The organism is Arthrobacter sp. Soil761, from assembly GCF_001428325.1.
In the GTDB taxonomy this organism is placed as follows: domain Bacteria; phylum Actinomycetota; class Actinomycetes; order Actinomycetales; family Micrococcaceae; genus Arthrobacter.
The window spans coordinates 1-13,573 of record NZ_LMSF01000006.1 but is presented as its reverse complement, the minus strand read 5'-3'; the positions used below and the strand labels follow the sequence as shown (position 1 = coordinate 13,573).

Here is a 13,573-nt window from a genome sequence, read left to right as displayed (position 1 = left end):
ACATGCGGAACCGCTCCATCCTCCCCCTGCTCCTGGCCGTGCTGGTAGTGCTGGCCATCGTGGCGTTCGGCGGTGCCGGGCTGCTGGGCCGGCAGACGGAAGGCACGACGCCGGAAACTGCTTCCAGCCGCACCCCCACACCGGGCGGAGCGGCAACGTCCCCGGCAGCGAAGCAGTCCCCGCCGCAGCGGGGCGCGAACCCGTCCAGCCTGCCGGAGATCAGGGAGTCTGCCCTTCCCGTGGAGGGCCGCCGGGTGCTGGGGCTGATCCGGGCGGGCGGTCCGTTCCAGTACAGCCAGGACCAGCAGGTGTTCGGCAACTTCGAGCGGGTCCTGCCGGTCCGGAACCGTGGCTATTACCGCGAGTACACCGTCCCCACCCCCGGCGAACCGGACCGGGGCGCGCGGCGCATCGTGGCCGGTGACGGCGGGGAGAAATATTACACCAGTGACCACTACGCAACGTTCAAGTACATAGCGGAAGGCAGCTAGCGCAACCATGAGAATCTTCTCCGGCGACACCTGGACCCTGGAAGAGCTGCAGGAACAGGTGGCGGATGCCGGCCGGCGCAGCGTGGTGGTCCCACCCGCGGACAGCAAACGTGCCGTCCTGGAAACCTTCGGTGAGGTCCTGGATTTTCCCGAACACTATGGCGTGAACCTGGACGCGCTGAACGACTCGCTCCACGACTTCGCGGACAGCATCACCGACAATGGCAACCCACCCGTCACGGTCCTGTGGCAGGTGGCTGCCCCGTTCCGCAGCGACAGGTCGTTCGGGATCATCTGCGAAATCCTGCAGGACGCCGAACGGTACGCGGGCAATGACCTTGCCGTCACCGCCGTCATGCTCTGACCCGGCTCCCGTCCTGAAAGTCCCGTTCCTCCCCAAGGGACCGGGCACACGCGGCTAGCCCTCCGGTCGCTCCTCGTGCGCGGCATAGGTGTCCAGCAGCGCAGAGGCCCGGCCGCCGTCGTCCTCCGCTGACAGCCCTTTCCGCATGCTCTCCGCCTTCTGGCGCCCGGCCGGGAACGGCGGAAGCAACGGGACCTCGGGGTCGGTCAGTACGTCGATCACCACGGGGCAGTCCGCGGCGAAGGCCTGGTCCCAGGCGTCTGCGATTTGCTCCGGGTCCTCCACCCGGATGCCCCTCAAACCCAGCAGTTCCGCGTAGCCGGCGAACGGAAAATCGGGAAGCTCCTGGCTTGCGGCAAACCTCGGCTCGGCCTCCGACTCACGCTGCTCCCACGTGACCTCGGTAAGTTCCCGGTTGTTGAAGACGCACACCACGAACCGTGGGTCCTGCCACTGGCGCCACCTGTGCGCCACCGTGACCAGCTCGGCCACGCCCAGCATCTGCATGGCACCGTCCCCGGCCAGGGCCACGAGCGGGCGGTCCGGATGCGCCAGCTTGGCGGCAATCCCGTAAGGGATGGCGCAGCCCATGCTGGCCAACGTCCCGGACAGGTGCGCCGGGACGTTCAGGGGCAGCACCAGTTGACGGGCATACCAGTAAACACAACTTCCGACGTCGACACTCAGCTGGGCGTTCTCCGGCAGCCTGCCGTTAAGCTCACGCACCACACGTTCAGGATTAATGGGGCTCGCCGCAACTGCAGCCCGGTCTGCCGAGAGGATGCGCCACCGGCTGACGGCCTCCTCCACATCTGAACGCCATTGGGTGCGTGGGCGGTGTTCCAGCCGTTGGTTCAAGGCTTCCAGGGCGGACGCGGCGTCTCCCGCCAGGCCCACCTCCACGGGGTAGCGGTTGCCGATCTTCTTCTCGTCAATGTCGATCTGCACGGCGCGCGCGGCCCCGGGCGGCGGGTAGAACTCGGTCCAGGGGTCGTTGGAACCCACTATGAGGAGGGCGTCGCAATTGCCCAGAAGGTGGGCACTGGCCGTGGTGCCCAGATGCCCCATGGTTCCCACCGCGAAGGGCAGGTTCTCATCCACGTAGGGCTTGCCCAGGAGGCTGGTGGCGATGCCGGCCCCAAGCTTTTCCGCCACGGCAACCACTTCCTTGCCGGCGTGCCTGGCACCCTGGCCCACCAGGAGGGCTACCCTCTCTGCGGAATTGAGGAGGGCAGCTGCGGCGGCCAGGTCTTCCCCGCGGGGGCTCTTGGCCGCAGCACTCCAGGAGGGGGCTGTGACAACGATGCCGTGCTGCTGTTCCAGCTCCGGGGCAGGCGCGGACTGCACGTCATGCGGAATGATGGCCACGCAGGGGGAGGAGGTTGCCTTCGCCGTCCGGAAGGCACGGTCCAGCACCATGGGCACCTGCTCGGGCGCGCTCACCAGCTGCACGAACTGGGAGGCGACGTCCTTGAACAAGGCGTTGAGGTCGATTTCCTGCATGTAGGCCGAACCCAGCACGGTGCGGCTCTGCTGCCCCACGATGGCCACCACCGGCACGCCGTCCAGCTTCGCGTCGTACAGCCCGTTGAGCAGATGGACGGCGCCGGGGCCTTGGGTGGAGGTCACCACGCCCACTCCGCCCGTGTACTTGGCATGGCCCACGGCCATGAAGGCCGCCGACTCCTCATGCCGGGCCTGGACGAACTCAACCCGTCCATCGGTGCGGCGCAGGGCACCCATGAATCCGTTGATGCCGTCCCCGCTGTAGCCGAAGACCCGCCCCACACCCCACGTGGTGAGGCGCTCCACGATCACATCCGCTACCGTACGTTCGGTCATTGCGCCCTCCTGCGTCGGGTTGGTCCCTGCCTGCCCAGGAGCCGTACCCATCGGAGCGGCGGGCTAAGCGTTGACGATCAGCCCCAGCTCCGCCTTGGAGGCCAGTGCTTCATGCCGGGGCAGTACGCGGACGGTGTATCCGAACGGTCCGGAGCGGTCGATCACCAGCGAACCGCTGAACAGGTGCCGTCCGTTGCCAAGGTCCTCCTTCACCTGCAGCTCCATCATGGTGATGTCTGCCAGGGCGTCGTTCTCTTCGGCCCGGCCATAAGCCACTTCCACGCAGACATCCTCGGGGGTGAGGGCATTCAGCGCTATGTAGGCGTTGACCTGCAGTGTGTCGCCGATCTGCGGATCCTCGGACACACCCACGGAATCCACGTGCTCCACGTGCACCTGGGGCCAGGCCAAGCGGACCTTGGCCGACCACGACGCCAAGGCACGGGCCTGGGCATAGGAGTTGGCGGTGGCGCTGCGGCCGGCTTCGGCGGCGGGGCGGTACAGGATGTTCACGTAGTCGCGGAGCATGCGCTCCGCGGAAACGGCCGGACCCAGGTGGGACAGGGTGTGCTTGATCATGGACACCCAATGCGTGGGGACCTTCTCACTCCGGGTGGTCGAAGGCCCGGCAGCTCCTGCCCCCTCGGATACCGTGCTCCCGTAGAAGCGCGGTGCCACCTGCGTTTCAAGCAGCTCGTACAGCGCCGCCGCCTCGATGTCGTCGCGTTCCTCGGGGGAGGCGTCGTTGTTGGCGGTGGGAATCGCCCAGCCGTTCTCGCCGTCGTACATCTCATCCCACCAGCCGTCCAGGACGGACAGGTTCAGCGAGCCGTTCAGCGCCGCCTTCATGCCGGAGGTCCCGCAGGCCTCCAGCGGCCGCAGCGGGTTGTTCAGCCAGACGTCACAGCCCGGGAACAAGGTCCTGGCCATGGCGATGTCGTAGTTGGGCAGGAACGCGATACGGTGCCGCACCTCGGGATCGTCCGTGAAGCGCACCAGGTCCTGGATCATTTTCTTCCCGGCATCATCGGCAGGGTGCGACTTTCCAGCGATGACCAGCTGGATGGGGTGCTCCTTGTGCAGCAGCAGCGCCTTGAGCCGGGCAGGTTCGCGCAGCATCAGGGTGAGCCGCTTGTAAGTGGGCACCCGGCGGGCAAAACCGATGGTCAGCACATCCGGGTCCAGGACGCTGTCCGTCCAGCCCAGCTCGGCGTCGGCCGCGCCGCGCTTCTTCCAGGCAGCGCGCAGCCTGCGGCGGACGTCCTCCACCAGCGCAGCCCGCATCTCCCGGCGGAGCGCCCAGACATCTGCGTCGCTGACGTTGTAGGCCAGGTCCCATTTGCCCAGCGCTTCCGCCTCGCTGCCGAACTGGTCGCGGGCCAGTTTGGAGATGCGGCTGTCCACCCAGGTGGGCACGTGCACGCCGTTGGTAACCGAGGTGATGGGCACCTCGGAGTGGTCGAAGCCCGGCCACAGGGCGGAGAACATGCCGCGGGACACTTCGCCGTGCAGTTTGGCCACGCCGTTGGCGCGCTGGGCAAGGCGCAGGCCCATCACCGCCATGTTGAAGACGGACGGGTTGCCGTCCGCATAGTTTTCCCTGCCCAGTTCCAGGATCCGGTCCAGCGGCACCGCGGGAGCCAGGCCGGCCTGGAAGAAGTGGCTGATCTGGTTGATTTCGAACCTGTCAATGCCTGCCGGGACGGGCGTGTGCGTTGTGAACACCGTGGAGGCACGCCCCGCGGCCAGTGCTTCGTCGAAGCTCAGGGCCTGTTCACCGGACATCAGCTCCTGGATGCGTTCGATCCCAAGGAACCCGGCGTGCCCTTCATTGGTGTGGAACACCTCCGGTGCGGCGCAGCCTGTCAGCTTCTGGAAAGCGCGCAGGGCCTTGACGCCGCCCATGCCGAGCAGGAGTTCCTGCTGCAGCCGGTGGTCGCCGCCGCCCCCGTACAGCCGGTCCGTGATGCTGCGGGCGGCATCGTCGTTGCCCGGCACGTTGGAGTCCAGCAGGAGCAGGGGAACGCGTCCGACGTCGGCACGCCAGATGTGTGCCAGCAGCCGCCTTCCGTTGGGCAGGGGGAGTGAGATCTGCAGGGCCTTGCCGTTGCCGTCGGGGGACGGCTCGCGGAGCAAGGTCAGGGGCAGCCCGTCCGGATCCAGGACCGGGTAGGTCTCCTGCTGCCAGGCATCGCGCGAGAGTGATTGCTTGAAATAACCCGCCTGGTACAGCAGGCCCACCCCGATCAGCGGAACACCCAGGTCCGAGGCAGCCTTCAAGTGGTCACCGGCCAGGATGCCCAGGCCGCCCGAATACTGGGGGAGGACCTCGGTAATGCCGAACTCGGGGGAGAAGTAGGCGATGGAGGCGGGGGCGTCCGGGCCCAGGCCCTGGTACCAGCGGGGTTCCTCAAGGTACCGGTCGAGGTCCTCTTCGGCAGCCCGCACCCGGTCCACCACTGACTGGTCCCCGGCGAGCCGCTGGAATTCCTCGCGGCTGACCATTCCCAGGAAGCCGATGGGATCCTGCCCGCTTTCCTCCCAGAGGCGCGGGTTCAGTGCCGCGAAAAGCTCCCGCGTGGGCCGGTGCCAGGACCACCGCAAGTTGCTGGCCAGCCTGGCCAGGGGCCGGATGGGCTCGGGGAGGACTGTACGGACCGTAAACCTGCGGATTGCCTTCACCTGCGTCACACTAATCGACAACATGCGCGGCTGGAACCAGCTTTCGGTTTCTTTTGGGTAAATGACAGGGGCGTGAAGAAATTGGGCCGCGGCGCGAGGAATTTTAGTGAGCACGCTTAGCAATCCTGGCCATTTCTCGCTAACGTCGAGCCTGTGACGACTAACTCAGGAACCAGTGCCGCATCCACCAAAATGCCCCAGCGCCGTATCACGGAGGGCCTTCGGTTCGGGCGTTTTCCCATTACCGCAGTGCAGCCCGTCGTCGAGGGCGGCAAGTTTCCGGCCAAAGCCCTGCCCGGCGAAGCCATCGTGGTGGGCGCCACCGCCTTCCGCGAAGGGCATGACCAGCTCGGTGTGAGCGCCGTGCTCCTGGACCCCTCCGGCGCGGAGCGCCAGCGTGTGCGGCTCGCGCCGCCCCGCGGGGAACGCGGCATGGGAACGGACCGCTGGGAAGGCGTGCTCACGCCGTCGGAAACCGGGAACTGGTCCTTTGTGATCGAAGCCTGGCACGACCGCTACGGCACCTGGCACCACAACGCCGAGGTGAAGATCGACGCCGGGATCGACGTCGAACTCATGCTTACCGAAGGTGCCAAACTGCTGGGCGAAGCGTCCACCGAGGACTTCCGGGACGAGGTGGACCGGGCAGCGCTGCGGCACGCCTCCGACGTCCTGGCCGACCAGTCCCGCAGCACCGAGGAACGGCTCGGGGCAGGGTTCAGCCAGGAAATCGCTGACATCGTGGCCCGGCAGCCCATCCGGGAACTGGTGACGGTTTCCGAGAAGTTCCCCCTCCTGGTGGAGCGGGACCGCGCCGGCCGCGGCGCCTGGTACGAGTTCTTCCCCCGCTCTGAAGGCGCGGTCAAGGACCACAACACGGGCGCTTGGACGTCAGGAAACTTCCGGACCGCGGCAAGGCGGCTCGACGCCGTGGCCGCCATGGGCTTCGACGTCCTGTACATGCCGCCCATCCATCCCATCGGCGTGCAGCACCGCAAGGGACCCAACAACACCCTGGTTGCCGGCCCCAATGATCCCGGCTCGCCCTGGGCCATTGGAGCCAAGGAGGGCGGCCATGACGCCATCCACCCCGACCTCGGTTCCTTCGAGGACTTCGACGCCTTCGTGGCGCGGGCCAACGAACTGGGCCTGGAAGTTGCCCTGGACCTTGCGCTTCAGGCAGCCCCGGACCACCCTTGGGTGGAGTCCCATCCGGAATGGTTCACCACCCGGGTGGACGGCAGCATTGCCTACGCCGAAAACCCGCCAAAGAAGTACCAGGACATATATCCGCTCAATTTCGATAATGATCCTGAAGGGCTTTCCCGGGAAATTCTGCGGATTGTCCTGTTGTGGGTCAGCCACGGCGTAAAGATTTTCCGGGTGGATAACCCGCATACCAAACCGGTGTGGTTCTGGGAATGGCTTATTGCCGAAGTGAATAAAACGGTCCCGGGCGTGGTGTTCCTCGCCGAAGCGTTCACCCGCCCCGCCATGATGCACGCACTGGGCAGGGCCGGCTTCCAGCAGTCCTACACCTACTTCACCTGGCGCAACACCAAGAAGGAGATCGAGGCGTACTTCGACGAAGTCAGCCACGAATCCCCGGCCTTCTTCCGCCCCAACTTCTTCGTCAACACCCCGGACATCCTGACCGAATACCTGCAGTACGGCGGCCCCGCCGCGTTCCGGATCCGGGCGGTCCTTGCCTCCACCGGAAGCCCGCTCTGGGGCGTCTACGCCGGCTACGAACTGTACGAGCATGTGGCCCGGCCCGGCGCCGAGGAATACATCGACAACGAGAAGTTCGAGTACAAGGCCCGCGACTGGGACGCCGCAGCCGAGTCTGGGCGCTCGCTGGCACCGTACATCACACGGCTGAACCACATCCGCCGTGACCACCCGGCGCTGCTGGACCTTCAGAACCTGACGGTCCACCAGAGCACGGACGAATCCACGGTGGTGTACTCCAAGCACAAGACCCTTCCCGACGGGACCAAGGACACCATCATCGTGGTGGTCAACGTGGACCCGCATGTCACCAAGGAAAGCAGCGTGGCGCTGGACCTGGCAGCCCTGGAGCTCGATCCGCAGGACCGCACCCCGGGCGGCGGCTTCTACGTTGACGACCTGATCTCCGGCCAAAGCTGGGAGTGGGGCGAGTACAACTATGTGCGGCTCGACCCGCACGTGGAACCGGCCCACATCCTGAGCGTGAGGAGAATGCATTCGTGAGTTTTAATCCGCAAAGTTCCGGCCACTTCACCCCAAAGAGCACGTTCGAGCTAAATGCCCCTGGCCTCCAGCATGACCCGCTGTGGTACCGCAAGGCCGTGTTCTATGAAGTACTTGTCAGGGCCTTTGCGGATGCCAACGGCGATGGGTCCGGGGATTTCTCCGGGCTCATCGACCGGTTGGATTACCTGCAGTGGCTGGGCGTTGACTGCCTCTGGCTGCCCCCGTTCTTCCAGTCACCGCTGCGCGACGGCGGCTACGACATCTCCGACTACAACTCCGTCCTGGACGAATTCGGCACCATCAGCGATTTCAAGCGCCTCGTGGCAGAAGCCCATGCCCGCGGCGTCCGGGTGATCATCGACCTGCCCCTGAACCACACTTCCGACCAGCACCCGTGGTTCCAGGAATCGCGGAAGGACCCGGACGGCCCTTTCGGGGACTTCTACGTCTGGAGCGACACGGACGAGAAGTACCAGGACGCGCGCATCATCTTCGTCGACACCGAGGAATCGAACTGGACGTTCGATCCCATCCGCCGGCAGTTCTTCTGGCACCGGTTCTTCAGCCACCAGCCTGACCTGAACTTCGAAAACCCGAAGGTGATCGACGCCGTCTTCGACGTTGTCCGGTTCTGGCTGGACCAGGGGATCGACGGTTTCCGGGCAGACGCCATCCCCTACCTCTTTGAGGAAGAGGGCACCAACTGCGAGAACCTCCCGGCCACCCACGAGTTCCTCCGCCGGCTGCGGGCCATGGTGGACGAAAGCTATCCCGGCCGCGTCATCATTGCCGAGGCAAACCAGCCGCCCACCGAAGTGGTGGAGTATTTCGGCACCGTTGAGGAACCCGAATGCCACATGGCGTTCCACTTCCCCATCATGCCCCGCCTCTATTACGCGCTGCGGGACCAGAAGGCCGCTCCCATCATCGAAACCATGCGCGACACCCCGGACATCCCCGAGGGCGCGCAGTGGGGAACATTCCTCCGGAACCACGACGAGCTGACCCTGGAGATGGTCACCGCCGATGAGCGCGCGGCGATGCTGGGCTGGTACGCCCCCGACCCCCGGATGCGGGCCAACATCGGCATCCGGCGCAGGCTGGCACCGCTGCTTGATAATTCCCGCGCCGAGATCGAGTTGATCAATGCCCTCCTGCTCTCGCTTCCGGGCAGCCCCTTCCTGTACTACGGGGACGAGATCGGCATGGGGGACAACATCTGGCTTGAGGACCGCGACGCCGTCCGCACCCCCATGCAGTGGAACCCGGACCGGAATGCCGGCTTCTCCCATGCGGATCCCGGCAAGCTGTACCTGCCGCCCATCCAGTCGCTGGTCTACAACTACGGCATGGCCAATGTCGAAGCGGAGGCTGCCCACTCCGGGTCCCTGCTGCGCTGGACCCGGCAGATCCTCAGCGTCCGCAAGAACCACCCGGCTTTCGGACTGGGCGGGTTCAAGCACGTGGAGGCGGACCACGACGCCGTCCTGGCCTACCTTCGTGAACTGCCGGACAGCAACCCTGCGGGCGTCGATGGAGAAATCATTTTGTGCGCCTTCAACCTCTCCCAGCACCCCGTCGCCGCCACGCTGCGCATTCCGGAATATGCCGGGCGCGGGTTGCGCGACGTCTTCGGTGGACAGATCTTCCCCGGCATCGGCGATGACGGCACCCTCACCCTGACCCTCGGAAGCCATGACTTCTTCTGGCTCCGCATGCGGTCGGCGGGGTCCAATCCGTCGTCGCCCTTCACCCAGGCCATGCCCATCCTGTCGATAGAGAACTGAGATGAACCAGCCAATCCTCACTCCCGCCCTGACTGCGCTGCTCAAGGAATGGCTGCCGCAGCAGCGATGGTTCCCCGTCAAGACACCCGATTTCGCCATTTCCCAGGCCGGCAGCCTGGGCCTGGAGGATCCCACCGGGCACGCCGCGCTGGCCGTATTCCTCCTCAACGTCACCATGGAGGGGCCCGACGGCGGCCCGCGCAGCGCCGTGGTCCAGGTCCCCTTGAGCTTCCGCCCGGCACCGGCCGGCGGCATGGAACGGGCGCTGGTAGGCGAAGCCGCAGGAATGGATCCAACCCGTCCCTGGGTCTACGACGCTGTCCACGACCCCGACTTCGTAGGCGCCTGGCTCGACCTCATCCGGGACGGGTCGAAGGCCGCAAGCGGCAGTGCCACCGGATTCCGGGTGGAAGGGCCGCACCGCCTGCCCACTGCCAAGGGCGTGGTGAAGGTGCTCTCGGGGGAGCAGTCCAACAGTTCAGTCATCGTGGACGACGGCGAATCTGCCGCCATGGTGAAATTCTTCCGCGTCCTGTCGGACGGGACCAACCCGGAGATTGAAGTCGGTGCTGCCTTGACCAGGGCCGGCACAGCGGAAGTCCCCGCCACCCTGGGCTGGGTCCGCGGGGAGTGGCTCGGAAAATCCGGTAACGCCGGACAAAGCAGCCGCTACGTCCAAGGTGAGCTTGCGGTGGCCCACGAGTTCCTCGCCGGCGGCCGCGACGCCTGGCGGCTGGCGGTTGACGCCGCCCGCTCCGGCACCGACTTCACGGCAGAAGCCCGCGCCCTGGGCGCGGCCACCGCAACGGTGCACAAGCGGTTGGCGGAGGCACTGGGGCAGTCAGCCGAGCCCGAACCCGGAAAGGCGCCAGGAGCTGCTGTTGCCCAGCGTGTCCGCGCTGCTTGGGCGGAAGCCCGTGCCGCCGTCGGGCCTTACGACGACGCCCTGGACGCCCTGCTGGCCGGCCTGGACAAGGTTCCCGCCGGGCCGCTGCAGCGCATCCACGGCGACCTCCACCTGGGCCAGATCCTCCTCGTGACCGGACAATCCGGCGACCAATCGCGCTGGGCCATCCTGGATTTCGAGGGCGAGCCCCTGCGGCCCATCTCCGAACGGAACGTCCCGGACGTACCACTCCGGGACGTGGTAGGAATGCTGCGCTCCTTCGACTACGCGGCCGGTGCGGCGCAGCGCGAGCAGGAAGGTGCACAGGTCCCGGACAGCTGGGTCGACGATTGCGCCGATGCCTTCCTTGCCGGGTACGCGGGGGTCATTCCCGGCACGGTGGACCGGACCTCGCCCCTGTTTGTGGCATTGTGGCTGGACAAGGCGCTGTACGAAGTTGTTTATGAAATGCGTAACAGGCCCGACTGGGTGGCGATTCCAGTAAACGCCTCCAGGCGGCTCCTAAGCGGTAACGGTGCCGGCGATCAGGCCGGTGCAGCATCGGAAGGTAACAAAATGACAGGCTCAGCACGAACTGACCAGCCGGGGGTGCCGCTGCACGTGGACGAAGGCACCCTGGGCAGGATCGCGAACGGTGAACACCACGCCCCCCACTCCGTCCTGGGCGCGCACCTGGACGACTACGGGCATGTCACCATCCGCACCGTGAAGCATCTTGCCGAAGCGATCACCGTGGTCACCCAAGCCGGTGAAGTGCCAATGCAACACGAGGCTCACGGCGTTTGGGTTGCGGTCCTGGATCCGCAGGACCAGGGCCACGTTCCCGACTACCGGCTCTCGGTCACCTACCCGGGCAAGGACCCGGTGACCATAGATGAGCCCTACCGCTACCTGCCCACCGTAGGCGAAGTGGACCTGCACCTCATTGGTGAAGGCCGGCACGAAAAACTGTGGCAGGTTCTCGGTGCCCACGTGCGGCACTACAAATCATCGCTTGGGGACGTCAACGGTGTGTCGTTCGCCGTCTGGGCCCCCAACGCGCAGGCCGTCCGGGTCAAGGGCGATTTCAACGCCTGGGACGGACGGGAAAACTCCATGCGGTCGCTGGGTTCCTCCGGTGTCTGGGAAGTGTTCATTCCCGGCGTCGCGGCAGGTGCCTGCTACAAGTACGAGATCCTGACACGGGGCGGCTACTGGGTCGAAAAGGCCGATCCGCTGGCCTTCGGCACGGAGGTGCCCCCACTGACGGCGTCCCGGGTGGTGGAACCTTCCTACGCCTTCAAGGACGACGAATGGATGGAAGCGCGGGCCAAACGGGACCCGCACAACTCGGCCATGAGCGTCTACGAAGTGCACCTCGGGTCCTGGCGGCTGGGCCTTGGCTACCGTGAACTCGCCGACGAACTGGTGGAGTACGTCAAGTGGCTCGGGTTCACGCACGTGGAATTCATGCCCGTCGCGGAGCACCCGTTCGGCGGTTCCTGGGGTTACCAGGTCACCTCCTACTTCGCACCCACGTCCAGGTTCGGACATCCCGACGAGTTCCGCTACCTGGTGGACGCCCTCCACCAGGCGGGCATCGGCGTGCTCCTGGACTGGGTGCCTGCACACTTCCCCAAGGATTCCTGGGCATTGGCCCAGTTCGACGGCGAGCCTCTTTACGAGCACGCGGATCCGGCGCTGGGGGAACACCCGGACTGGGGCACCCTGATCTTCGACTTCGGCCGCACCGAGGTCCGGAACTTCCTGGTGGCCAACGCGCTGTACTGGCTGGAGGAGTTCCATATCGACGGCCTGCGCGTGGACGCGGTGGCCTCCATGCTCTACCTCGATTACTCCCGCCAGGAAGGCCAGTGGCGGCCCAACCGCTTCGGCGGAAGGGAAAACCTGGAAGCCATCTCCTTCCTGCAGGAAGTCAACGCCACGGTCTACAAGACACACCCCGGCGCCGTCATGATCGCGGAAGAGTCGACGGCCTTCCCGGGCGTCACCGCTCCCACCAGCCACGGTGGCCTGGGCTTCGGCCTGAAGTGGAACATGGGCTGGATGCACGACTCCCTCAAGTACATCTCCGAGGATCCCTTCAACCGCAAGTGGCACCACGGAACGGTCACCTTCTCCCTGGTCTACGCCTTCACGGAGAACTTCCTGCTGCCCATCAGCCACGATGAAGTTGTCCACGGCAAGGGCTCCATGCTCCGCAAGATGCCGGGCGACCGCTGGCAGCAGCTGGCCAACCTCCGCGCCTTCTTTGCCTACCAATGGGCGCACCCCGGCAAGCAGCTCATCTTCATGGGAACCGAGTTCGGCCAGGAAGCGGAGTGGTCTGAGCAGCACGGACTGGACTGGTGGCTCGCGGACATCCCCGCGCACCGCGGACTGCAGCTGCTGACCAAGGACCTGAACGAGCTGTACGCTGCGACACCCGCCCTCTACACCCAGGACAACGTTCCTGCGGGTTTCCAGTGGATCAACGGGGGAGACGCCGACCGTAACGTCCTGTCCTTCATCCGATGGGACGCCGACGGCAACCCGGTCGTCTGCGCCATCAACTTCTCCGGTACGCCGCACGTCGGCTACACCCTTGGAGTTCCCACGGCCGGCGCATGGACCGAGGTCCTTAATACGGACCACACCACCTACGGCGGATCGGGTGTGCTGAACAGTGGAGAGCTGAAGGCCACCAACGAGGGACAGGATGGCCAGCCGGCCACCCTTACTGTCACGCTTCCCCCGCTGGGAGCGTCCTACTTCAAGCCCGGGGCCGCATCGGCTGACCAGGCCGACGGGAAGAAATAACGGCAGATGCAGTAAGCGAAAGGCCCGGAATCCGCGTGGTTCCGGGCCTTTTGGCTGTCCGCAGGACGCCCTCCGGCAGCGGACTGGCGATCCGTAATGAGTGGTGGTAGAGTTTATTTCCGCGCTGCTCCACGGAGTCAGACGGAAAACCGAACCCCCCAAGCTAACGCTGAGGATGGTCGCGGATGCCGGTTTGACACGAGAGAGATCAGCCGGTAAGTTTGGAAAGTTGCTCCGGAGCGAGCCTGGACGTTGGTTTGGGTGGTGCCGGGTGTGTCTGTTGTTTGAGAACTCAATAGTGTGCCAAGTTTGTTGATACCGATTATGTATGTAATTGGTTGATTGTGCTGTGCCGCCACCCCGTGGTGTGCATGGTGTTTTTGGCTGGTTTCAAATTTTGTGCAGCTGTTTCTGCCGTTATTTCCGGTGGTTGTGGTTGTGTCTGTTTTTGTTTTACTTCAAC

7 protein-coding genes are annotated in these 13,573 nt (G+C 65.5%); 5 read left to right on the top strand and 2 right to left on the bottom strand.

What is annotated here, in order from left to right; translation table 11 throughout:
• The first annotated feature begins 2 nt into the window (after positions 1–2).
• Positions 3–491, top strand: a complete 489-nt coding sequence (locus ASG79_RS05770) for a ribonuclease domain-containing protein (protein WP_018771184.1) — start codon at positions 3–5, stop codon at positions 489–491.
• Between the two features lie 7 nt (positions 492–498).
• On the top strand, positions 499–855 hold the full coding sequence (locus tag ASG79_RS05765) for a barstar family protein (RefSeq protein ID WP_018771183.1): 357 nt from the start codon (positions 499–501) through the stop codon (positions 853–855).
• A gap of 54 nt (positions 856–909) precedes the next feature.
• Here ASG79_RS05765 and ASG79_RS05760 read toward each other — a convergent pair whose 3' ends face one another.
• Together ASG79_RS05760 and glgP are read right to left on the bottom strand one after the other, a co-directional pair.
• A complete protein-coding gene (locus tag ASG79_RS05760) occupies positions 910–2,697 on the bottom strand; it encodes a thiamine pyrophosphate-requiring protein (RefSeq protein ID WP_056389210.1) in 1,788 nt (595 codons plus the stop codon).
• A gap of 63 nt (positions 2,698–2,760) precedes the next feature.
• Positions 2,761–5,379, bottom strand: coding sequence for an alpha-glucan family phosphorylase (gene glgP, locus ASG79_RS05755; RefSeq protein WP_200953149.1), 2,619 nt, complete (start codon positions 5,377–5,379; stop codon positions 2,761–2,763).
• Positions 5,380–5,571: 192 nt separating this feature from the next.
• Here glgP and ASG79_RS05750 point away from each other — a divergent pair, with 192 nt between their 5' ends.
• From ASG79_RS05750 to ASG79_RS05740, 3 genes are read left to right on the top strand one after another with little or no spacing between them, the layout of a single operon-like run.
• A complete protein-coding gene (locus ASG79_RS05750) occupies positions 5,572–7,614 on the top strand; it encodes an alpha-1,4-glucan--maltose-1-phosphate maltosyltransferase (protein WP_056389204.1) in 2,043 nt (680 codons plus the stop codon).
• Positions 7,611–9,404, top strand: a complete 1,794-nt coding sequence (gene treS, locus ASG79_RS05745) for a maltose alpha-D-glucosyltransferase (RefSeq protein ID WP_018771179.1) — start codon at positions 7,611–7,613, stop codon at positions 9,402–9,404. The genes ASG79_RS05750 and treS overlap by 4 nt, the downstream gene beginning before the upstream one ends.
• A gap of 1 nt (position 9,405) precedes the next feature.
• A complete protein-coding gene (locus ASG79_RS05740) occupies positions 9,406–13,110 on the top strand; it encodes a 1,4-alpha-glucan branching enzyme (RefSeq protein WP_056389201.1) in 3,705 nt (1,234 codons plus the stop codon).
• Positions 13,111–13,573: the final 463 nt, after the last annotated feature.